We start from the raw sequence: 23420 nt of genomic DNA on the forward strand, positions 1-23420 counted from the left end.
AATTAATGTGCGATTGCTAATTCTTCGCCTTCTTCGACGGGCTCCATTTTATCCTTCGTCATCAGGAAGGCTGCGATCAGTGCTAATACAGCAGGAACCAGGCTCCAGGCAAAGGTTGCTCCAATGGAGCTGGACAGCCCGGCGGTAATGGTATCCAGAAGCTGAGGATCGACCGTTTGACGAAACGCCGGATTCAGCAGGGCATGAGGGTCACTTAAGCTCAAGTCAGAAGGGACTACTGCGTTACCATTGCCTAGGGAAACACTGAGCTTCGAGAGCAGGCTGTGGCTTTGTACAATTCCGAAAATCGTAATGCCAAGCGACATGCCAAGTGAGCGGTTGAAATTTAACGTCGAGCTGGCCGCCCCGCGCTGCGCCGCCGGGAACGTATGAAGCACGGAGGTGCTTAACACCGAGAAGGAAGCGCCAATTCCAAGACCGATCAGAATCATGATCCCCGTAATGGAAAGTCTAGAAGATTCTACCGTAATTTGCGAAAGAAGGGCAAGACCTGCCAGCAGGATCGCCAGCGTCCCGATCATAATGGTCCGGTATTGCAGTTTTGTCATCAGAAACCCGCCAAGCGTCGCGGTAACAACTGAACCCATCATCATGGGCAATAAGGTCAAGCCGGAATTAGAGGCAGATCCACCGATTACTCCTTGAACATAGATCGGTATAAAAATCGCAGCCGTCATGTATGCCGCGCCGCTGAGCATGGCGACCAGATTGCTTGTCGTGTACAGTCTGCTTCGGAACAAGCGGAACGAGATGATTGGTTCAGCAGCTTTACTCTCAACCAATACAAGCAAAAAGGTAAGAATGGCAAATCCGGCAAACAACCCGATAATTTGCGGAGAGTTCCAGGCATACGTTTTGCCGCCCAGCTCAAGTCCAAATATAAAGCAGACGATAGCTCCTACCAGTAGAACAGAGCCTGCCCAGTCGATCTTTTGCCGGGAATGCGCTGCCGATTCCTTATAGAACAGAGTAATCATCAGCAGGGCAATGAAGCCCAGCGGCAGATTGATGTAGAAGATCCATGACCAATTAAGATGGTCGGTGATGTACCCGCCAAGCAGCGGACCAATTACACTCGACAGACCAAATACCGCGCCAAACGCACCCATCATTTTCCCGCGATCCTTAGATGGCACGACATCGAACAAAATCGTAAACGCAATGGACACCATCGCCCCGGCTCCAACTCCTTGCACGGCCCGGTAAATACTTAACTCCACGATGGAATGCGCCATTCCGCACAAGGCGGAACCTATCATAAACACGATAATCCCAAAGATGAAGAATCGCTTGCGCCCATACATATCAGACAGCTTGCCGAAGATTGGCATGCACGCCATCTCTGCGACCATATACGCAGTGGTGACCCAAACGAATTTGTCGAGTCCTCCCATCTCGCCAACGATTGTACCGATTGCCGTTGATACAACCGTGTTATCCATGGACGCCATTAATATGGCAAGCAATAGTCCTCCAACGATGGCTGCTAATTTGTTTTTCATACCTAATCCTTCCTTTCTTCTACCTGAATGAGTTGCTTGAGCGATCATCTGAGATCATCATAAGCTACCCTTGTTGACATCTGTCTGTCAGGGAAGAAAGGCGTTTGATGCTATTTTTTTAAAAAGTTTCAGGTAACAGAAAAAAGGCAGGTGCCGAGTTGTATCGGCAGCCTGCCCTTTTTTATATAAGTCAGTATGGCGCTACACAAGCAGCGCTTTATGGATTTTAATGACCGCTTTCTTAATCGGAACGCCATTGCCCATTCCGGGACGATGAATGTCATTCGGGAAGAAGACGATGTACATCCCTGGCCTTACATTTAGAATTAGTTCATCAGATTGAGGGGCGTATAAAGCATAGTCGTCTGCTTCATCGTAAGACTGGGATGGAATGATTCCTTCCTGAAGCGGCGACCAGCCGATCTGCTCGTATCCTTCGATTAAATAGTGAATGTCGAGGTATTGCTCATGCTTTTCCGCCATCTGCTCTTCCTGCCGCTTCGTATCGAAGGACATGAAGTTAATATAGAGCTGATCACCTCTGAGCTCCACTCGGCCCTCAGGCAGCTCACTCTGTTCTGTCAATTGACGCAAAGCCTGAAGAGCCTCGACAATGACCGGATAACCACCTGAAGTAAATTCACTCTCTCTAGACAAGAATCCAAGGATCATATTTAGCCATCTCCTTTTTTACTCTTAGAACAGCTTGACGGCAACGGCCGCTGACGTGTTCTCCTTGTTCACGATTGAAGCTTCGTAGGTGCGTTTGAAATATTCGACATACAACACATCAAGCAAATAGAGCTGCGCGATCTTTGCCGACAAGGAGCCGCCTTGCAGCGGTCCTTCATTAGCCCCGCATAACAAAGTAATGTCCGAATACGAGGTCAATGGCGATTTGACGAAACGGGTAATGACAATAATCGCCGCTCCCCGTTCCTTAGCCTTCTTGGCTACTTCAATGGAATCCTTCGTGGAGCCGGAGTAGGAAATAATGACCGCGACTTCCTTCTCCGACATTAAGGCAGCAGACATCGCTTGCTGATGCGAATCGACAGAGCATGCTGTTTTATTCGTAATGCGCATAAACTTGTTGTTCGCTTCCATCGCCGTTATTAAGGAGGAGCCAACGCCGTAGAAAATAATACGCTCGGCCTGTATGAGAAGGTGAACAGCCTGATTAATGCTTTCCAGCGAAATGAGCTTGAACGTTTCGTTTAAGGCGTTAATGTTGCTCTGAAGCGTCTTCGTGACCGCTTCTTCGAGCGTATCCTGAGCCCTTACCTGACCGGAGAGCTGTGGAATTTCATTATCAGCGGAGATGCTGTGAGCAAGCGCAATCTTAAACTGCTGATAGCCTTTGAAGCCTAAGGCTTTGCAGAAGCGAAAGATGCTGGCCTCGCCGACGTCACAGCCCTCTGCCAGATCGGTAATCGACATATAGACGACCGCTTCGGCATGCTCCAAAATATAATCCGCTGTTTTCTTCTCCGTTGCCGTGAACCGGTTGTAATGGGAATGGATCGTTGAGGTGATGCTGATTTCCCGCAATTTGTCCCTCCTAGCTTAGAAACAAGGATGCCGCCCCAAGAAGGCCGGCTTTGTTGCCGAGTGATGCCGGCCGAATCACGACACCTGCGAAGCTGCTCATAATCAGCGATTTCGTTCTGGCCTCTACACGTTCTACCAATGACAGCTGCTCCATGACGCCGCCTCCAACAACAATGGCAGCCGGGTTAAAGATATGAATCAAGGAAGCGAGGCCGAAGCTCACCTCTTCAATCCATTCGAATAATACCTCTTCAAGCTGGGCATTCCCCTTATGAATCTGCTCGAAAAGCAATCTCCCGTTGGTGCAGGAAGGGTCAGCTTGGCTTGCCCGACTGACCAAGGCGGTTGTTGAAGCAAAGCTTTCATAATAGGCCGATGGATGGGTAAACATATGTCCGAATTCCGCAGCAACGCCATTTACTCCTTTATAAAGCCGGTTATCAATAACGATAGCGCCGCCTATGCCGGTCCCGAAGGTTAGGCACAGGAAATGCGGGAATTCTGCGCCCGCGCCGTAACGGGCTTCGCCCAGCGCCGCCGCATTGACGTCATTTTCTACCTTCACCGGTACGGAAAAACGGCTGCCTACGATCCGGCCTATCTGCATTCCCGTATAGTCCGGAATATTGGCATTGGCATAAACGATGGAGCCTTCTTCTGCGTTTACTTGGCCCGCCGTACTGATCGCAATGCAGTCGAAGTTCGTATAGACGGACATGTGATCCATCAGTCTCTGTATAACATGCGGGCCGCCCTTAGCGCTTTCTGTGGCATATTCAGTGAACTGCTCCATTTTCCCGTTCTCATCGCAAAGACAAAGCTTCGTATTGGTGCCGCCGATATCCGCCGCCAGAATTCTCATGCGATCTACTCCAATGCCTTCAGGAAACGTTGCGTAATTTCCATTGGTCGTGTAATGGCGGAACCAACAACAGCGGAATATACGCCAAGGTCGAACATCCTCCGCAGCTCCTCCGGCGAAGAGATACCACCCTCGGCAATAACGGGCACGTTCAGCGTCTGCACCAGCTTGGATGCCAGCTCGAAATCGGGGAGCACTCGGCCCTTCGTTACTTCGGTGTAACCGCTTAATGTTGTGCCAACGCAATCGAAGCCAAGCTCAGCTGCTTGCAGCCCTTCTTCATAGGTAGAGCAGTCCGCCATAAACAGCTGATTTGGGTACTTCTCCCGAATTTGCGGGAACAGCTCGCCAATCGTCGAGCCGTCCGGTCTTTCGCGGTCTGTCGCATCCATCGCAATAAGGTCTACGCCTTCTTCGCAAAGGGCGTCAACCTCTGCCATCGTTGGCGTAATGAACACAGGGCAGTCCCCGTAAACCTGCTTGATGATGCCGATAATCGGCAGGGTTACCCGCAACTTGATCTCCTGAATATCCTCCACACTGTTCGCCCGTATGCCAGCCGCTCCTCCAAGCAGAGCGGCATAAGCCATTTTCCCCATAATAAACGGGCTGTGCAGGGGCTCTTCGGGAAGTGCTTGGCAGGAAACAACCAGCTTCCCGTGTATTTGCTCGAACAATTGATTCATGCCAATGACCTCTTTCATCTTCCAATTTATAAAGCTATTCCTTAACTGCGCCGGCCGTTGCTCCGGAAGTAAAGTAACGCTGGAACAAAATGAAGATGATCAGCATAGGAACGGCTGCAACGGTTGCTCCCGCCATTTTGTACGCAAAGTTAGGGTTTAAATCCTGCATGAGGGTAGCTGTGCCGACCATGAGCGTCTTCATGGTTTTCTCCTGGCCGATCACGAGCTGCCATAGGTAATCGTTCCAGATCTGCACGAAGTTCAGAATAAACAACGCGCCGATGCCTGGCTTAACGATTGGCAGCATAATTTGCATGAACACGCGCCACTCTCCGGCACCGTCGATTTTGGCTGCTTCCCGCAGGGCATCCGGCGTACTGTCGAAGAAGCCCTTCAGCAGGAATACGCCAAATGCGCCAGCTACGTTCGGCCAGATCATGCCGTGATAGCTGTTGACCATGCCGAAATCCTGGATAATGCGGAATAAGGGGACAATCATAATTTCTTTTGGAATCATCAAGCTCGAAATAAAAATAATAAAGATGATCTGCCGGCCCTTAAAATGGATTTTCGAGAACGCATAGGCGGCCATCGATCCAACAGCAATAACGAGAATCGTCGTCGCAGCGGCCACAAAAATACTGTTAAACGTCCATCTCAGAGCAGGCTGATTCTGAAAAATATCTACGTAGTTGGAAAAGGTAATAGAAGACGGCCACCAGTCCGGCGGCATCTTCACTACATCCGAGCTGTTCTTCAGTGAGCTGGTGAACAGCCAATACAGAGGGAACAGGCTGATTACCGCAAAGACGGTAACCAGAATATTAGAAGCCAAATCGAAAGGCTGCAGTTTCCTCGCTTTTTTCGTTTGCGACATCATCATTCAACTCCTCGCTTCTACTTCTGTTTGAGCATGGCCTTTAATTGAGGGATCGACAGCAGCAAGGTGATGGCGAACATGATGACACCAACCGCGGAAGCTATGCCAAGCTGATTGTATTTGAACGCGTTGTTGTATAAGTAGTACATCAGGGTGACAGAGCCGTTGTTTGGCCCGCCGCCTGTGAGGAGCTGGATGACTACGAATATTTTCAGTACGGCAATAATGTTGATGATCGTAATGTAGATCGTGGTTGGCTGAACCGATGGGATCAGGATTTTCGTAATGACCTGCCACCTGCTGGCACCATCCACCTCAGCCGCCTCGAAGAGATCCTTGGATACGCCAATCATAGAAGCAATATAGAGAATGATCGCTTGCCCAACATTGCCGGCGAACGTGACGAAGATAATGACCGGCAATACCGTTTGCGGATTGCCCAGCAGATTTACGTTGCCTAGGCCGGCTTCTCTTGAAAAATAGGAGATGAGGCCGTTAGCCGGATTAAGCAGGAAACTCCACACCATACTCATGACGACCATGGACACCATGACCGGTATATAGTAACTTCCCCTTATGAAGGAAACGTACTTGGCATTTTTATCGAAGATAGCGGATGCAACAAATATCGAGAAGCCTACGGTTAATAAAACGATAAATACGACAAAAACGATGGTGTTGACCAGCGCTTTGAAGAAGACAGGATCACTGAACAGCGCAGTGTAATTATCAAAGCCTACAAAACTTTCATTCTGGTAGTTGATTTGATAAAAGCTTAGCCGAATTCCTTCCAATATCGGATAAACGAGAAAGGCAAGAAAGATGAGCATTTGCGGCAAAATAAACAAATATCCGGTAAGGTTTTCTTTCACAAAATTGTTCCGAATGCGCATGGTGGCTGCCTTTCCGACCGGCGGCTCTCGCTTCTTCATCCTTCTTCCTCGAAGAGCCGCTGATCATGTTTATTTGTCTATCCTAATTACTTCTTATAGATGATCGAGTTTGCTTTGTTCGACTGAATGACTTTGTTGCCATTTGTTACATAATCCTTAATGGCTTGCTCCGGCGTCTTAGCTCCCATGTACAGGGCTTGCAGCTCCGGATAGAGAGCTTCGCGCAATTGGCTGTAGCCAGGAACGTTGCCGCTGAAGTTGAAAATATATTTGGAGTTTGCATCGTATGCCGCAAAGAACGGGTTCTCGCCGCTAAGCTCTTTAATGACCGATGCACGAACAGGAATGCCGTTTTTCGACGATTTCACCAGTTCGGGATCACTGGAGAAGAATTTCACGAAATCTTTGGCCACTTCTGTCTTCTTAGCGTCCTTCGAATGGAAGACGCTGGCGCCAACGACGTAAGTGAAGGTGAGCGGGTCGCCGCTCTCCGAAGGAATGTTCGCCAGTCTCATATCAAATTTCGGTGAAGTGCCATTGGCCATGTTGGATTTAATGCCGTTGAACAGAACCGGATTGGTAAAGCTGATTGCGAGCTGCTGATTCTGGAACATCGCATTCGCATCGTTGGAGGACACGGATTCAGCTCCAGGATTCGTGTATTTGGCATCATAGATTTTTTTCAGCCATGTCGCCGCCTTCACACCGTTCTCGCCAAGCGCAATGTTGCCGTCCGCATCGAAGAAATCAAGGCCAAACATTCTCAGATAAGACAGGTTCCAGGTGTCGCCTTGGTTATTAACCGCAAAGAGTGCCATTGGGTAAGCGTTGGAGTATTTGTCCTTCGGCAGCTTGGTCTTCAGGGCTTCAAGAATCTGCTCATATTCAGCAAGTGTCCAAGTCTTGATCTCGTTCTCCCCGCCGACATACTGCTCAAGTCCGGCTGCTTTGAACATGTCCGCGTTGTAGACGAGTGTTCCCGGATTGTTCTGGAACGGGTAGAAGTAGGTGTCGTCGCCAAACTTCACCATATCCCAGTAGTTTTGTGCAATATCACTCTTCGCATTGTCATCAATAATGTCATTAAGTGGTTCAAGCGCACCGCGGTGAACGTAGTCGCCCATTGCGAATGTACTTTCGAAGAAGACGTTTGGAGCTGTTCCGCCGTTCAGATTAACATTCAGCAGCTGGTCGCGCTGATCGCCAGCGATGACTTCTACTTTCACTTCTGCATCATACTTGTCGTACTGCTCGGTAAATTTCTGAGCCGCGTATTTCAGGAAGCTGTCGTAATCCGCTCCTTGCTCCGTTGCGTCAAGAACACCCTTCCATTGCGGTGTCAGCCAGACGTTAATAGCTACTTTCTCTTTGCCCTTGGAACCTGTGCCGCCGCTTGTGTTCGAGCCTTCGTTATTGCTATTGCCGGAGCAACCGGCAAGTAAAGCCATAATCGTCACTGCTGCAATACCCATGGATAATTTCTTCATCGTCAACCGCTCCCTTTTAATTGTTCTGTCTTCATCCCATGAAGAGCTTCCTAGCGAACATAAGCTGCAATAGCGCTGTCGATGCTTGCGATGATCATCTTGATCTTCTCGCCGTCATCACCGCTTAAGCCTTCCATAGGTGCCCGAACGCCGCCAATGTCTACCCCTCTCGCCCGAAGCACTTCCTTGATGGCCGCATACATCGAACCGTTCAAGGAACAAAGGGCGATAATGATGTTATTAATGGCGCTTTGCAGATGTGTTGCTTCCGCAAGCTTTCCATCCTTCAGCAGCTGGTTGGCTGCAAGGAATAGCTCCGGCATAGCGGCATAAGTGCCGCCGATTCCACCGTCAGCCCCCATGATGCGGCCTGCGACGAACTGCTCATCTGGACCGTTAAAGACGATGACGCGGTCCCCGCCGATCGTTTTGAACCGCTCAATATCCATCGCCGGCATCGAGGAGTTCTTCACTCCGATTACTTTCTCATTGGCAAGCAGCTTCTGGAATACGGCAGATGTCAGCTGGTACCCCGTTGTTTGTGGAATGTTATAGATGATGAACGGAAGCGGGGTGGCATCAATAATGTCGTTCCAATAACGAATGACCGCGCTGTCCGGCAATTTGAAGTAAATCGGCGGAATCGCGGAAAGCGCATCGTAGCCGAGCTCCGCGGCATGCTTAGCCAGCTCGATGCTGTCTCTGGTGGACGGCGCCCCAACGTGGGCGATCAGCGTCATTTTGCCTTTCAGACTTTCCGCTGCATAGGCCAGCACGGCTTTTCTCTCTTCGAGGCTTTGATAGATACACTCGCCTGAGCTTCCCCCTACATACACACCTTGTACCTTCTTGCTTAACAGATAGGACGCCAGCTGCGCTGTCCGATCCTTCGAAATGTTTCCGTCCTCGTCATAGCAGGCATAGAAAGCGGGAATGATGCCATGGAATTTTTGCAGGCTCACGGTTACTCCTCCTAGTGTTCTTAAGTTGATGAGCGGCCGGCCGGGCTGTGCTTAGTGGGATGAGGAATTATTTCCCCTTCGCTGTAAAATCTGAAAATAATTTTCTCCCAAGCGGCTGCCCGGCCGTCCCTTAGCTAACGTTTTAACATAAAAAATAAGCTTTGCCTGCGGTTTCAAGCGATGAGGTAAAGAATGAACCTCCGGTGGTAAAAAGAGTGGTATCTCTATGGGAAGCGCTTCCAAAGGTATAATAAGTAAAAAAGCCCCGCCGTTTGGGCGAGACTTTCGGGTTGATGCCGTTATTCCGTGATCGCTTTCGCAGCGGGAAACCGCAGCGTCACCTTTGTTCCTTCGCCGGCCCGGCTCTCAATGGCGAGGCCATATCCGTCGCCGTAATAGTAGCGGATGCGGTCCTGCACATTCTTGACGCCGATATGGTTGCTGTCCAGCGTATCTTCGGCTGCCTCTTTCAAGCGCTCTCGAAGCCTCATGAATTCCTCCTCCGTCATACCGGCACCGTTATCCTTGACTTCGATCTGCAAGGCCTGGTCCGACACATAGGAGGAAATCTCGAGACGGCCCTGACCGCTTCTTCGCTCCAAGCCGTGAACGATGGCGTTCTCCACAATCGGCTGCAGCGAGAAGTGAAGCACGGGGAGCGCTTCGGTACCCGGCTCGATCCTCTCCGAGTAGCTGAGCTTATCGCCGAAACGCATTTGCTGCACCTTCACGTACAGACGCGTATGCTCCAGCTCCTCGCGCAGGCTTACGATATCCTTGCCGGTCTGAATATGGATGCGGAACAACCGGCCAAGCAGGCCTACCATATCGGCAATGTCCCTCTGTCCCCCGATAATGGCCTTCATCTGGATCGATTCAAGCGCATTGGCCAAAAAATGCGGATTAATCTGGCTTTTCAGCGCGCCATATTGCGCCACCTTCTGCTGAGCCATCGTCATGGACGAACGCTTGATATGCTCCTGCAGGTCCTCCACCATTTTGCGGATACCCTTGTAGAGCACACCAAACTCATCCTGCCGGTTGGTGTTAAGGTCGACGTCGAACTTGCCAAGGCCTACCGCTCTGACCTGCTTGCTGAGCAGGATCACCGGCTTGGTGACGCGCGCGGACAGCATGATCAGGAATAATAACGCCGTAAACAGCGAGCATAAAGCGACGCCAAGCAGGATTTTACGGAACAGTGCCGCATCCTTCGTCATATTATTCTTATCCATGTACTGAATGACCTTCCAGCCTGAGTAGGAGGAGGTAACGAAGTTCAGGTAAGAAGGGGTGCCGTCCATGGAGGCGTAGAAATTGCCGGCTTCCGCCTTCAGCTCCGGCCGAATACCCGGAAGTCCAAGATCCGCCTTCAGCTGCTCCTGATTGTTCTCCGAAGAGTAGACGATGCCGCCAGCATCATCAATAATCAGAAATTTTCGGTTCGTATTTTCGGTTAGGCTCAATATCTCACGCAGCGAATCAAGACGGATATCGACAAGTATAACGGCCAGATTTGTCCTTGTTCCTGTCTTATTGATAACTCTGGCAATTGAAATGACCGATTCGGAAGAATTCATCCGCTGAAATGGGGTATGCGCCCCGAACAGGACCGCTTTGCCTTGCGACCTAAGCGTTTGCTTGTACCAGTCCTGGTCGAAGAAATTGTCGGTATTGTAGTCGGATTGATTGAAATCCGCCGAGTAGAAGATGCGGTTGCCAGCAAACACCTGCACGCTGTCGACGTTCTTGATCGTCAGCTCAATCCGGCTTATGAACTGTTCGATAACGCTGCCGTATTTGATGCTGATATCGCTTGGATCCGGATCCTGGTTCTCGGACCAATGGACAAGCGAGCCCTGCAGCTGGCTGTCGAGCTGGGCGGTAAGGGTACCGGTCTCGATGCTTTGCAAATACTGGTCAATATTAAAAGATAAATTGTTCAGAATCAGATTGGCTGTATTCTGGTATTCGTTCTTGACGGTTTGGAGCGAGAAGAGATAGACAATGCCCGACATGATGGTAAGGGGAAGGGTAATAATGCAAATCATAAGAATAAAGATTTGATGATTAACACGCAATTGTCTGAACCAGCTCAAGCTGCTCACCACCCTCATGACATTATTTTTGTACGGCTTATGCTGCAAAATACGATTTACCATGTCTTGCAATGATAATATAGATTTTGATCATGTAAAAACGTGATTAACGTAAAAAAAGGGGCATACCAAGTAAAAACCGAGGGATTTTCCTCATTTTTCAAATAAATTATGCTTAAAAAGCAGGAGATAAGCAAGTTGCACCGCGCATCTCCAAATAGGAGCAGGGGGAATATGAATGGCAGCACGGACGAAAAAAGCAACGATCTTAATGACCATCTTGCTGGTTATGCTGACGACAGCCTGCAGTTCCAACAACAATGCAGAAGGCAGCAAGACGACAAGTGAACCGCAGACAACCGAAACGGCAGGCAGCGATGATCAAGCAGCAAAGCCCGTCGAGATTACATGGTGGAATTTCCCGAACTTCCAGGCACTTGATGGAGAAGTGGGCAAGTATGAGAAAGAAATTATTAGTGCATTCAACAAGAAACATCCTGAGATTAAAGTAAATCTCGAAATGATCACATTTGACGGAGGGCCGGAAAAGCTGAACGTGGCAATCGCCTCCAACTCAGCGCCTGATGTTATCTATGATGCACCTGGACGTGTAATCGACTGGGGCAAAAAAGGGCTGCTTGCTCCGCTCGACGATATGATTTCGGATGAAGTGCGCAGCGATATTCCGGAAGCCTTCTGGAAGCAGTCCATGGTAGGCGACACCACGGTCATGTATCCGATCAATACCGCTCCGTTCATGATGGCGGTGAACAAAACCGCATTCGAGAAAATCGGAGCCCTGGATCTGCTTCCGCTTGATCGCAAAGACCGGGTATGGAGCTTCGACGAATATAAGGCGGCGCTTCAAGCTGTAAAAGAGAAAGCACCTGACATGATTCCATCCGTCTTCTTCGCCAAAAGCCAGGCAGGTGACCAAGGGACGCGAGCATATATCGCCAACCTCGGCCTTTCGTCCTTCCTGAACGACGATCTTTCCGCTATTGCCATCAATACCGATGAGGCAGGAGCGGCCCTGGATTGGATTGCAAAGGCACAGAAGGACAAACTTGTTATCTCCGGATCGGCTGCACTTGCGGCTTCCGACGTGAATGACTTGTTCCTGCAAGGAAAGGTTGCTTTCACAATCAATTACTCCGCAGTGCTGAAGGCGCAAAACGCAACGCTCAAAAAAGCGGAGTTCGAAGAAGTGCTGCTGCCGTTCCCGACGCTGGACGGATCGGCGCCTAAGCTCGAGCCTTATTTGGGAGGCATGGCCATCTTTAATAACGGCGATGACGCCAAAATTAAAGCTGCAAAGACGCTCGTAGATTTTATCGCCAATGATGAAGTGTACGGCAAGAAAAACCTGATTCAAACCGGGGGCTTGTCCGTACGCAACTCGATTACCGGCCTGTATGATGACGAGGAATATGCCTATGCGGAGCTTGCCCGCCAGTTCATTACCGCTCCTCCGACGATTGCCGACGGCTACGCGGAGATTCGCACCTACTGGTTCCCGGCGCTGCAAAGCGTTCTGCTCGGCCAGCAATCCGGTAAAGAGGCATTGGACGACTTTGCGAAAAATGCCGATGAGGCCATTGCAAAAGCCAAAGCTCAATTGAAATAGCAAAACGTGCTGCAGAGCAGTGCACTGGCCGTGCGCTGCTCTGTTTTTAAATTAAAAGTAAGGAGAGATTCATTATGCTAGCGCAGGCTCTGAAATCCAAGCGTCTCGTATGGCGCGAATGGCTGGTCAGCTATTTGTTCCTGCTCCCCGCACTTGCCTTCTTCCTTCTATTCGTCGCTTATCCGATGCTGAGAGGCGTGTATATCAGCCTGTTCGACTATTCCTTAAATCGCTTCGAGTTCATCGGGTTAAGTAACTATACCGACCTGTTCCAGGATAAAACATTCCTGAAGTCGATGAAAAACACGATCCTCATCGTATTGATTACCGTTCCGGTCGTCATCGCGTTCTCTATCTTTATCTCGAATACGATCTACCGGAAGAGCGAGCTGGCAAGATCGTTTTTCCGCGGCGTTTTCTACTTGCCGGCTGTGTCCTCCGTAGTCAGTATTACCGTTGTATGGGCATCTATTTATGATCCGAATTATGGCATATTGAATTTTGTGGCAGGCTTGTTTGGCGCTGAGCCGATTGCCTGGTTAGGTAACTTGCGAACGGCCCTTTATGCGATTATCGCCGTGCTGGTAACAACTTCTGTTGGCCAGCCGATTATTCTATACGTTGCTGCTTTAGGAAACATCCCAACCTCCTATGTGGAGGCGGCTCAAATCGACCGGGCAACCCCGGGGCAAATATTCAGAAAGATTATTTGGCCGATGCTGATGCCAACCAATCTGTACATTATCGTCATTACGACTATCAATACGTTCCAGACTTTTGCCATCGTGCAGCTTCTTACCGCCGGTGGACCGCTATATGCGACCTCGACTGTTATGTACGGTGTTTACGAGAAGGCATTTATGCTTGGCTCGTTTGGCATTGCATCGGCAATGGGAATGATTCTGGCCGTTGTAATCGGCATTATTTCCATTATTCAGTTCAAATTTTTGGGCAGCGATGTTGAGTACTAGGAGGATCACTCATGAAATCATACGGGATAGTCCGAAACAAACTTACACCCAGCTTTATCATCTCGCATCTCTTACTCCTTGTGATGGCTCTATTTTTTATCTTCCCTTTCTATTGGATCGTCACCGGCGCCTTTAAAGTACAAAATGTGGCCGTGGCTATTCCACCCGAATGGTTTCCCCTGGAGCCAACGCTGGATAACTTCACGGCTTTGTTCAAAAACCCGGTATGGCGCTGGACGTTTAACAGCTTCTTCGTGGCTGCGGCAGAGATGGCAGGTACCTGCCTTGTTGCCTCGATGGCTGGTTATGTATTGGCGAAGAAGCAGTTTCCCGGACGGAATATCATCTTCACCATGTTTGTCGCGGCCATGGCGCTGCCTAAGCAAGTGATCCTTGTCCCACTGTTTACGATGATTGCCGATTTCGGCTGGATCGATGAATATAAAGCGTTAATTCTGCCCGCGCTCGGCTGGCCGTTTGGCATCTTTCTGATCAAGCAGTTCGCCCAGACGCTGCCCGGAGAGCTGCTGGAGGCTGCTAAGGTAGACGGCTGCTCTGAGCTCAGGCTCTATTACGGCATTGTGCTCCCGCTGCTGAAGCCAGCTTTGGGCGCACTTGCGATCTTCACTTTCATTAATGCCTGGAATGATTATTTCAGCCAGCTGATTATGATCCGCTCCACGCCAATGATGACGCTGCCGCTGGGCGTAGCAACATTGAAGGGGGAGTATACAACTCCTTACGGCGTCCTGATGGCGGGCGCGGCATTCGCTTCCATTCCGATGATTGTTATTTTCTTGTTGTTCCAGAAAGCGTTCACGCAAGGGATCACGATGGGTGCCGTTAAAGGGTAACCGGATGTTGCATAGGCAAGCAAAGAATAGGCTGTCCCAATGTCATTGGGACAGCCTTTATATTGGAGTGATAGAGTAGCCTTTATCACTCTGCTGCGAAACAAAACCTTTATGGGACAATGTTAGTACACAAAGCCCAGCTGCTTGCGATAGTCGGTTGGCGTTGTACCTGCTACCAGCCGGAACATTTTCACGAAATGCTTGTAGCTCTTGTAGCCGCACATCGTACATACATCCGTTACGAGCCGGTTAGGATCCCGAAGCAGCTTTTTGGCATAATCAATACGAATCTCGGTGACAAAGCTCAAATAATTCTGATTCAGCTTCGATTTGAACAGCCGGCTTAAGTAGGATGGATTATAGAAGAAATGATCGGCTACCATCTGCAGGCTGAGCTCCTGGTCGATGTTCTTCTCAATAAACCCTTTGATCTGGTTAAACACCGCATTCTCCTGCAGGGACGGATGGCTTGGCTTGCCATACAAGCTGTTCAGATGGATGACCCATAAAGCCAAATAATCAAATAAGCTTTCCAAGCTTCGGAAATCATGGATAAAGGTCAGATCAAGCAGCCTCTCGCTGGAAACCCCCTGCATGGGAATGCCCTGCTTATGGGCAAAGCGAAGCGTAACGCTGACGATCTCCTGCAGGAAGGCAAGCCATTGCTCCGCTTGTACATGAGGCAGTGCTGCAGCCAATTGCCCGCGAAGCTTGCTCATTAATTCGTTTATTCCCGCAGCGCCTCCCTGCTCCAAGCAGGCTTGTAACTTATTTCTATCTTCCGAAAAAAGGGGAATAAAAGACTCGCCGGCTACCGCGGTAACGTCAGCTTGCCGCTGCCTATATGGAATCAGCCATTGTTCCGGCGCCGTAAAACGGCCGAGCAGATTCGTGCCCGCCATCTTAAGCGCATCTCCCGCCTTGGCTAGATCAGAAGTCTCAGGTCCTAACGCCATATAAAGATTAATATCTTCACTGATTTGGTTCAAGGACTGGGCTAACCGACCGCTAAGTCGTTCGATCATCTCCGGAGCAGGTTGTCCATCTGCCACCACCAGAAGGGCATAGAGCTTGCCTCTGCTCGTATAGCACATAAGCCGGTGAACAGGAGATGCTTCCTCCGCCGCACTGTTAATAAGCTTTTCCGCTGCCACCCGCCATTTTCGCTCCTGCAAGAGACCGTTACGGCCAAAGCAGCTGGCTGCTAGCGGAATATAAGTCAAAGCTGTCGGCTCTTTCATACCAAGCAGCTGCCGCAGCTCCGCTGCATCAATTGGGCTTTCCTCCAATAATTGCTTAACGGTTTGGCTGTACTGCCATTTTGCGTGCTCATCAGCCTTGGCTTCCCAATCCTGCTTCTTGAGCCGTTCTTCCCGCTGCTGCTTCAACTGGTTGATACACGCTGTAAGAGCCTCCATGCTGACATCATACTCCAGAGGCTTCAGCAGATATTGCTGAACAACACCGAGGCGGATCGCTTCCTGCGCATATTTAAACTCGTTGTAACCGGTGAGGATGATGAAACCTGCGGTTGGCAGCAGCGACTTCAGCTGTTCGATCATTTCAAGCCCGTCCATCTCGGGCATACGGATATCGGTCACAATTAAATCAGGTGATTCCCTTAAAGCTACTTCAATTCCTTCCTTGCCGTTCATCGCTTCCGAAATCTCGCCAACTCCGAGTTCATTCCAAGGGAAATATTGTTTCAAGCCTGCACGAATGAGAGGTTCATCCTCGACAATCATTACTTTTAGCATGGCATGCTCCCTGTTTTTCGATTTTACGAAATATTAAAATAATTATAACGGAAAGTAAGGGAGGGTCCTATACACCCCAATAGGCAAAAGAAAAAAGGGTCAAAAATGGACCCTTTATGTCAATTTTAGAGGATATAGCTTGGTCATATCTTATGTTGAAATTGGTAAAGTTATTTTGATCTTCACGATTAAAGAAAACGGCCAACGGCAACAACCGTCGCTAATACGATAAAGACAAGATTCACACCGATCTCCCGGTATTCCTTACGTGTGAGATGCAGGACTGCGCCGGATAATACAACTGCGGCAAGCGCGGTGGCGGCAATTGGCGTTAGTATAGGTGCAACGTTCAAAGCTTGAGGCAGAATGAGCGCAATTGCTCCAACTAACTCTGCTAGCCCGATAAAGATGACAAGCCCTTTTGGTACGTCTTTTACCCATCCCCATGCTGCTGTGGCTTTGTTATACTGAAACGCCTTCAGCCATCCTGAGTAGACAAAAGCAAGAGCAGCAAGCCCTTGAATAATCCATAGTGTAATATTCATGAATAGTAGTAACCTCCTGATCCTTTTTAACGATCCTCTAAGGTATAATAGACCCAAGCAAACGGATGAGGAAGTAGGCACTTAATCTAAACAGAGTTAATAAAAAGTAACCTAGCGAAGCGCAAGAGGTGAGAATTTCATGAAACAATATTGCAAGTTCGAATCGGCACTGGAAATATTGATCGGCAAATGGAAGCCCGTCATTCTGCTGCAGCTTATTTCAAACGGTACAATGCGGTTCAGCGAGCTGCAAAAAGCGATACCGGACATTAATAAAAAGATGCTTACCCAGCAATTAAGAGAACTGGAGTATAACGATATTGTGCACCGTGAGGTGTATAACCAAGTCCCACCGAAGGTAGAGTATTCGATTTCGGAATACGGCAAGAGCTTAGGAAAGGTGCTGCAGGTCATGAATGATTGGGGAGAGGCTCATTTGGAGCATATGAGTGTATTGAACGCGGTAGATCAGTCAGAAGATTAGCTGCGAGCGAAGGGTTAAACGAGTATCACCGCTGCATGAGAATACCTTGTATACTATTAATAAAGGAGGGTGAAGAGACCTATTTAATAAGAGGATGATCAACAGAATATAGGGAGGCTTACATAGTGCAAAGGGTAATGAAGAAAGTAACATCAATGGCACTCATTTTAACGTTATTGCTAAGTGTATTTCCACAAATGATGTTTGCAAGCACGGGGAGTTCATCGAAAGAGTTTCTTTCGTTTTCTGTAGAGGGAAATCCCGGTGTTGTGAATAACGAGGACCATACGATTAATGTTATTGTTCCATTCCGTTCGGCAGTCAATAATATGCTTGAAAGCTTTACGGTGTCCGATGGTGCATCGGTGCTTAATCATATGAGTGATTTGACACGTACCGATTATTCGAGCCCTAGAACATTAACAGTGGTTGCTGAGGATAACAGTACACAGGATTATACGGTGACGGTAACGATTGGACCAAGCAGTTTAAAGTCCATGACGTCATTTAACGCAGATCAAGCCGTAAGTAGTTTTATTGACGATGAAGCTTATCTGATCTATCTCTACGTTCCGCAGGGTACGAACATAACGGCTTTAACGCCTACATTTACGACAGATGACAGCGGTGCTCAAGTGTTAGTAAATGGGGCTGCTCAAACGAGTGGCACCAGCCCTCAAGACTTCTCGAATCCGGTAACCTATACCGTAAAAGCACTCGATGGCAGCACGCGAGACTACTTGGTGACTGTTAATTATCAAACAGAGCCTAGTACGGCTAAAGAGATGACCTATTTCGGGTTAGCTTCCCTTTCTTCCGTCGGAATGATTGATGAGTCTAATCATACGATAGCGCTCACGGTTCCTTATGGGACGGACCTGACCATGCTAGTACCGTCGTTTACATCTACGGGTACTAGAGTCACCATTACGAATGGAACACAGCAGGTTAGCGGGGAGAACGTAGTCGATTTTTCATCGCCTGTTGAGTATCTCGTGTATGACGAAGCGGGCAACGCTCAAAGCTATATGGTTATCGTTCAAGAAGCGGCTGCCGGTGCAAGCACAACAAAAGAAATACAAACCTTCAGCTTGGATGGAGTAGCCGGCACTGTAAATGAGGAGACGCATACGATTTCGGTTGTGTTGCCTTTCGACTCTTCACGTGACTACAAAGTCGCGTCATTCACAACGAACGGTCAATTTGTAAAAATCGGCAGCACGCTGCAAGTCTCCGGGACTACGGAGAACGATTTTACCGATCCGCAAACGTACACGGTGTTCGCGGAAAATGGTTTAACACAAAACTATGTGGTGACTGTATCATTGGCGGAACCACCAAGCCCTGCCAAGGAGCTTACCTCTTTCCAAATCAACAATCTTGTTGGAGTGGTGGATCAGGTAAATCACACAGTTACGATAACCGTTCCTTACGGTACGAATGTAACGCAGCTCACCCCGATCTTTATGAGCACAGGCTTGGATGTAAAGGTTGGACTCGATAGTCAAGTTAGCGGCGTTACGACGCAGGACTTTACGAGTCCGGTAACATATACGGTTCACGCAGCTGATGGTACCATACAGGACTATGTCGTGACGGTTACGGCAGCATCACAAACACCTTCTAATCCGAATCCGTCCGTGCCAACGGAGCCAAAACCATCTTCGCCAACGTTTAAGTCTGTCTTTAATCAAGAGAAGCTGGAAGCTTATTTGAAGAGCAAGGTTGAGCAGGCGTTAAAGAATCCGTCTACTGGCGTATTCTCTGATGTTAACGGACATTGGGGAAAATCCAATATCGATCTCTTCGTCAAATTGGGATTAATCATAGGGTATCAGGACGATACCTTCCGCCCGAATGCATCGATTACACGTGCTGAGTTTGCTGCTATGATGGTAAGGGTGTTCAATTTCGACACCTCAAGCAGCACGAAGACTTTCTCTGATGTGAAGGACAATTACTGGGCGAGTCAAGATATTAAGGCACTTGCCGCGAGTGGTATCATTACGGGGTATACAGATGGTGCGTTCCGGCCGAATGAAGTTATTACGCGTGCGGAGATTATAGCTATGATCAGCCGTATTGTAGACTTCAAGGCGGTAGGGGAGCAGCAGACGGTGAACTTCAATGATATAGCAAGCTCATGGAATGCAAATGATATTCGCAGCGCAGCATCTGCCGGCATCATCAACGGTCGTGCTGAGGGCGTCTTTGCTCCGCAAGAACAGTCGACTAGAGCGGAAGCGCTGAGCATTATATTGCGTGTACTGAATTTGAATCCTGAGATTAAAGCCCTACTTGATCAGCTTAAAAGCTAGAACGGGCAGGGAATAGACAAAGAAACCATGCTTTTCGCATTGGAGGTCAGCGCCTCAATTGCTTAAGCATGGTTTCTCTTTTATTTTTCGGTTGCATAATAGATCAAAGCGAGAGCCGGCAAAGCGAGTCCGATCCACAAGGCAGCATGCCAGCCTCCCGCCGCGTACGCCCATCCGCCCAACGCGGAGCCGGTGGCACCCCCGGCGAAAAATATCGCCATGAACAAGCCGTTAAGCCGGCTCCGAACCTCGGCACCCAACGAGAAGATTGTTCTCTGGCTTAGAACCAGGTTAGCCGATACCCCCATGTCAAGAACGATGGCTGTAACGACGAGAAGAATTAGAGCGAACGTTGAGCCGCTTGGGGCGGCTAGGGGCAGTGCGATCGAGACGAGGACGAGCCCCAGTGCGATACCGGTAGCGGGACGAATCCATCCCCGGTCTGCCATGCGGCCGGCAACGGGCGCCGCTAGCGCACCGGATACCCCGACTAAGGCAAATAAGGCGACTTCCTGCTGGGAGAAACGGAAGGCCGGACCAGTTAAGTAGAGCGGAACTGTTGTCCAGAACAAACTGAATGATCCGAATACCCCAGCATGGTAAAGCGCTCTTCGCTGCAGGATCGGTGTCGACTTCAGCAATTGAAGCATCGAACTGAGCAGAGCCGGATAACGAGTCGAGTTCTGAGGCTGTCTGGGCGGAAGCGCCCGCAGCAGTACCAAAGCCAAGGCTAGCATAGCGGCCGCGGATAAATAGTAAATAGCTCTCCAGCCCATGTATTCTGCCGCCAAGCTTGATACTGGGCGGGCCAGCATAATCCCGAGCAGCAGGCCGCTCATGACGTTACCGACATTGCGGCCTCGAGTCGCTTCCGGAGATAGATGAGCCGCATACGGCACAAGAACCTGGGCCGCTACGGAAACCATTCCGATCAGCATGGAAGCAAGCAGAAATAAAATAATGTTATGAATACCTCCACCGATTGCCAGAACGATAGCTGCTAATACCAGCAGGATGACCACCAGTTTCCGGTTCTCCACGATATCTCCCAGGGGGACTAGGAATAACAGTCCGATGCCATAACCGATCTGGGCAAGCGTAACGATCAGGCCTGATGCCCCGGAGGACAGTCCAAGATCCGCGCTGATTGGCCCAATCAAGGGCTGTGCATAATAGAGATTAGCTACGATCAGGCCGCAGGCAGCAGCCAGAATAAGGATGATTCTTGGCGAAAAAGGCTTCTCGATTGATGGTTGCTTTTCAATTGTGCTCATCTTAATTCTCCTTTGCTTGACGCTTATTGCGCATTTTACTGGAATAATCGTTCCAATATTGATAAAAAAGTGAAGCCCTCTCTTACAGCATGTTGAGAACGGCCTCGACCATGTCATCATACAGTTTTCTATCAGGCTGCATCTTGGTAACGATATTGATTCCGTGGTTCAGGTTCAGCAGCAGGATCGCCATCGTTTTTAGATCTTTGTCTAGGGCAATTTCTCCTGTCTGCTGTCCTCTCTTGAGTGCATCGGTAAAGCATTTCTCTAGTCTGTCGAAGCTGTCCCGGATCGCAGCTTGCACCTGATCATCCGGCGAATCCATGCCGACAGTAGCATTTGTGATCAAGCAGCCATGGGGCAAAGCTTCATCCAAAGCGGCGGATACATGTCGATCGAAATATCGACGGATGCCCTCCTTCGCGGATGGTGAGCTCTCCAAGAGGCTTCTTTTGCTCAAGCTCAGGGTTTTATACCGTTCGATGGCTTCCAAGTAGAGTGTTTCTTTGCCTGTGAATGTCTCATATAAGCTTGATCGGCTTAAGCCCATGGCTTGCAGCAGATCGGGAATGCTGGTTGCTTCGTAGCCCTTTTCCCAGAACACCAGCATGGCCTTGTGAAGGACTTGTTCCCGGTCGAATTCTTTGATGCGTCCGATGATGAATGCCCCCTTTCGCAAGTACAGCATATCATTTCAGGAACGATCAGTCCAGTATTTTATGTCGCGACTTGCCACCAGGCATTTATCGTTCAACCGCGTAGTGCAACTGTATAACACCACCGCCCAGAGGCTTGCAGTCCAGCAATTGAACATGCTTATATTCGTAGTTGTCTTTGTCGATTAATAGGTTTAACCCTTTGCCTTCTAATACAGGAGCTACATTGAAAATCACTTCGTCGACAAGTCCTTCACTCAGAAATGAGTTATGAATATCTGCCCCACCACTAATGAGAGCGGTTGAATGGCCTTTTTGCTGAAGGTAGGTCAGGGCCTCCTGAGGTGATCTTACTACCGTTACGCCTGGAATTTCGGAGGCATTTTTTGAAACTACAACGATGTCGATTTCGGCAAAAGGACCTCCGCCGCCACCTCCGCGCATAGCCTCGAAGGTTCTCCTCCCAACAATGAAATTTCCTGCTGCTGCAGCCTGTGCCGCGAAATCATTTAAGGCTTCTTTTGTTGGTGGGTTATTGGCACCAGATTGTGCATAATTGCCGTTAGCGGTTAAAGTTGCCCATAAAATAGTTTTCATCGTAACATTCCTCCTCATGTTTTGTTCCGTATGCTTCGAATGGATGCCGCTACCCGATCAGGGCGGTCCTCTTGGACATAATGTGATGCGTCTTCCAGAATCTCAGTTTCGTTCAACGGCAACGCGTTTTGCCATTTAGCCATCTGCCCGAGTGGGAATCCGGCGCTGTCCTTTAATCCCCACAAAATTTGTGCAGGTAAATCGGACAAGACAGGCAACCTCGATTCAACATCAGCGAGCCATGCTCGTGCTTTGCGGATCTGTCTGGGGAATATCCATGTTGGCTTTCTGGACTTTGGGTTAGGAAATGGGGCGCTATAAGCAGATCGCAAGCTATTCGTGACCTTATCGGTCTGGTAGATGCCGTGTGGGACAATAACTTTGGCGAAAAAATTAAGACGTGTCTGAAGCCAGTAACCGATAGGCCAGCCTCCCATCGCTAACGAGAATAATTTCATCGGCAAAATTTCTGCTGGCCAGGCCCAAGTATTCATCACAACGATGCCGCGCAGGTTAGTCCGATGCTGTACCGCATAGTTCAGGCCGATCGGGCCTCCCCAGTCTTGAACGACTAGTATAAAATGCTTTAGATCCAAATGACGGATTAATTCATGAACGGCTTCCGATTGTTCTTGTGGTGTGAAGCCATAGCCGCTTGGTGCCTTAGACATGCCAAATCCGGGATAATCTGGAGCGATAAGACGAAACTCATTGCGCAGCTCTTTAATAACGTTCCGATAAAGAAATGACCATGTAGGGTTGCCGTGGAGCAGAAGAACCACCGGTCCCTGCCCTTCATCTAGGTAATGGATATGTCCATCACGATAAGGCAGCCAATGATCGGTGAACGGATACTCCGCTTGATCTACTTGAAACGGTCTATTCAAAAGGCCTTCCTCCTTCTGTTAATTACTAACTTTTTCCTTTCCTGATTCACATGTTAAAGGTTCTATGGTACATTTGAAAAGTAGTTACATTAAAGTGCAATAGTTTCAAAAAATGAACTATGGAGGAAATAATCGATGATGGACCAGTCTTGTCCTGGCACTGTTGAGCCGATTTTGGAGATTTTGGATGGGAAATGGATGCTTCTCCTCTTGTTCGAATTGTTTAATGGGACAAAGCGTTTTGGGGAATTACGTCGCAAGCTGCAGCCTATTAGTCCAAAAACGTTGACTGACCGCTTACGGTTACTAGAGGATAAGGGGATTGTTACTCGTACGATTTATCCGGGTGTACCACTGCATGTTGAATATGAACTTACCGAGAGTGGGCAGGGCTTGCAGCCGATATTTGCGGCTATGTGGGCGTGGACCCAGGAGTATGGGGCAGATTTGAGGAATGAAACTAACGTAAAGCCGAGTACTGGCAGTTAATAAGCGAAGAACCATGCT

Annotated in this window: 22 protein-coding genes; 6 read left to right on the plus strand and 16 right to left on the minus strand. The window is 49.1% G+C overall.

What is annotated here, in order from left to right:
• Positions 1–2: 2 nt before the first annotated feature.
• The 10 genes from AB4Y93_RS22220 to AB4Y93_RS22265 all read right to left on the minus strand — a co-directional run bounded on the left by AB4Y93_RS22220 (position 3) and on the right by AB4Y93_RS22265 (position 10943).
• Positions 3–1571, minus strand: coding sequence for an MDR family MFS transporter (locus AB4Y93_RS22220; RefSeq protein ID WP_441895155.1), 1569 nt, complete (start codon positions 1569–1571; stop codon positions 3–5).
• Positions 1572–1724: 153 nt separating this feature from the next.
• Entirely contained in the window at positions 1725–2195 is a 471-nt protein-coding gene (locus AB4Y93_RS22225) for a YhcH/YjgK/YiaL family protein (protein ID WP_441895157.1), read from the minus strand.
• Between the two features lie 24 nt (positions 2196–2219).
• Positions 2220–3074 (minus strand): MurR/RpiR family transcriptional regulator, encoded by an 855-nt coding sequence (locus AB4Y93_RS22230; protein WP_441895159.1) that lies wholly within the window; start codon positions 3072–3074, stop codon positions 2220–2222.
• Positions 3075–3084: 10 nt separating this feature from the next.
• Positions 3085–3936, minus strand: coding sequence for an ROK family protein (locus AB4Y93_RS22235; RefSeq protein ID WP_441895161.1), 852 nt, complete (start codon positions 3934–3936; stop codon positions 3085–3087).
• A gap of 5 nt (positions 3937–3941) precedes the next feature.
• Entirely contained in the window at positions 3942–4622 is a 681-nt protein-coding gene (locus AB4Y93_RS22240; protein ID WP_441895163.1) for an N-acetylmannosamine-6-phosphate 2-epimerase, read from the minus strand.
• Positions 4623–4656: 34 nt separating this feature from the next.
• Entirely contained in the window at positions 4657–5499 is an 843-nt protein-coding gene (locus AB4Y93_RS22245) for a carbohydrate ABC transporter permease (RefSeq protein WP_441895165.1), read from the minus strand.
• A gap of 20 nt (positions 5500–5519) precedes the next feature.
• Complete coding sequence (locus AB4Y93_RS22250; protein WP_441895166.1) at positions 5520–6434, minus strand: carbohydrate ABC transporter permease; 915 nt, start codon at positions 6432–6434, stop codon at positions 5520–5522.
• Positions 6435–6481: 47 nt separating this feature from the next.
• Positions 6482–7882: an ABC transporter substrate-binding protein gene (locus tag AB4Y93_RS22255; RefSeq protein ID WP_441895168.1), complete on the minus strand. Its 1401-nt coding sequence runs from the start codon at positions 7880–7882 to the stop codon at positions 6482–6484.
• 50 nt (positions 7883–7932) lie between these two features.
• Positions 7933–8844 (minus strand): dihydrodipicolinate synthase family protein, encoded by a 912-nt coding sequence (locus tag AB4Y93_RS22260; RefSeq protein WP_441895170.1) that lies wholly within the window; start codon positions 8842–8844, stop codon positions 7933–7935.
• A gap of 299 nt (positions 8845–9143) precedes the next feature.
• Positions 9144–10943: a cache domain-containing sensor histidine kinase gene (locus AB4Y93_RS22265; protein WP_441895172.1), complete on the minus strand. Its 1800-nt coding sequence runs from the start codon at positions 10941–10943 to the stop codon at positions 9144–9146.
• Positions 10944–11181: 238 nt separating this feature from the next.
• Here AB4Y93_RS22265 and AB4Y93_RS22270 point away from each other — a divergent pair, with 238 nt between their 5' ends.
• From AB4Y93_RS22270 to AB4Y93_RS22280, 3 genes are all read left to right on the plus strand, one after another.
• On the plus strand, positions 11182–12570 hold the full coding sequence (locus AB4Y93_RS22270; RefSeq protein WP_441895174.1) for an ABC transporter substrate-binding protein: 1389 nt from the start codon (positions 11182–11184) through the stop codon (positions 12568–12570).
• A gap of 74 nt (positions 12571–12644) precedes the next feature.
• Positions 12645–13541, plus strand: a complete 897-nt coding sequence (locus tag AB4Y93_RS22275; RefSeq protein WP_441895176.1) for a carbohydrate ABC transporter permease — start codon at positions 12645–12647, stop codon at positions 13539–13541.
• An 11-nt stretch (positions 13542–13552) separates the two neighbouring features.
• Positions 13553–14395, plus strand: coding sequence for a carbohydrate ABC transporter permease (locus AB4Y93_RS22280; protein WP_441895178.1), 843 nt, complete (start codon positions 13553–13555; stop codon positions 14393–14395).
• A gap of 122 nt (positions 14396–14517) precedes the next feature.
• Here AB4Y93_RS22280 and AB4Y93_RS22285 read toward each other — a convergent pair whose 3' ends face one another.
• Positions 14518–16152, minus strand: a complete 1635-nt coding sequence (locus AB4Y93_RS22285) for a response regulator transcription factor (protein ID WP_441895180.1) — start codon at positions 16150–16152, stop codon at positions 14518–14520.
• Positions 16153–16340: 188 nt separating this feature from the next.
• Positions 16341–16697: a DoxX family protein gene (locus AB4Y93_RS22290; RefSeq protein ID WP_441895182.1), complete on the minus strand. Its 357-nt coding sequence runs from the start codon at positions 16695–16697 to the stop codon at positions 16341–16343.
• Positions 16698–16836: 139 nt separating this feature from the next.
• On the opposite strand from AB4Y93_RS22290, the gene AB4Y93_RS22295 reads away from it, so the two are divergent.
• Together AB4Y93_RS22295 and AB4Y93_RS22300 are read left to right on the plus strand one after the other, a co-directional pair.
• Complete coding sequence (locus AB4Y93_RS22295; RefSeq protein WP_441895184.1) at positions 16837–17181, plus strand: winged helix-turn-helix transcriptional regulator; 345 nt, start codon at positions 16837–16839, stop codon at positions 17179–17181.
• 125 nt (positions 17182–17306) lie between these two features.
• Positions 17307–19499 (plus strand): S-layer homology domain-containing protein, encoded by a 2193-nt coding sequence (locus AB4Y93_RS22300; RefSeq protein WP_441895186.1) that lies wholly within the window; start codon positions 17307–17309, stop codon positions 19497–19499.
• An 80-nt stretch (positions 19500–19579) separates the two neighbouring features.
• On the opposite strand, the gene AB4Y93_RS22305 is transcribed toward AB4Y93_RS22300, so the two are convergent.
• The 4 genes from AB4Y93_RS22305 to AB4Y93_RS22320 all read right to left on the minus strand — a co-directional run bounded on the left by AB4Y93_RS22305 (position 19580) and on the right by AB4Y93_RS22320 (position 22913).
• Positions 19580–20773 (minus strand): MFS transporter, encoded by a 1194-nt coding sequence (locus tag AB4Y93_RS22305; RefSeq protein WP_441895188.1) that lies wholly within the window; start codon positions 20771–20773, stop codon positions 19580–19582.
• Positions 20774–20855: 82 nt separating this feature from the next.
• Positions 20856–21452: a TetR/AcrR family transcriptional regulator gene (locus tag AB4Y93_RS22310; protein WP_441895189.1), complete on the minus strand. Its 597-nt coding sequence runs from the start codon at positions 21450–21452 to the stop codon at positions 20856–20858.
• 64 nt (positions 21453–21516) lie between these two features.
• Positions 21517–22026 carry a dihydrofolate reductase family protein gene (locus AB4Y93_RS22315; protein WP_441895191.1) on the minus strand — a complete coding sequence of 170 codons (510 nt, stop codon included), beginning with the start codon at positions 22024–22026 and terminating at the stop codon, positions 21517–21519.
• A 14-nt stretch (positions 22027–22040) separates the two neighbouring features.
• The gene (locus tag AB4Y93_RS22320) at positions 22041–22913 is read right to left on the minus strand and encodes an alpha/beta fold hydrolase (RefSeq protein WP_441895193.1); all 873 of its coding nucleotides are present in this window, start codon (positions 22911–22913) and stop codon (positions 22041–22043) included.
• Between the two features lie 135 nt (positions 22914–23048).
• Here AB4Y93_RS22320 and AB4Y93_RS22325 point away from each other — a divergent pair, with 135 nt between their 5' ends.
• A complete protein-coding gene (locus tag AB4Y93_RS22325) occupies positions 23049–23402 on the plus strand; it encodes a winged helix-turn-helix transcriptional regulator (protein ID WP_441895195.1) in 354 nt (117 codons plus the stop codon).
• The last annotated feature ends 18 nt before the right edge of the window (positions 23403–23420 follow it).

Origin of the sequence: Paenibacillus sp. YAF4_2, from assembly GCF_052113225.1 — a bacterium.
Classification (GTDB): Bacteria; Bacillota; Bacilli; order Paenibacillales; family Paenibacillaceae; genus Pristimantibacillus.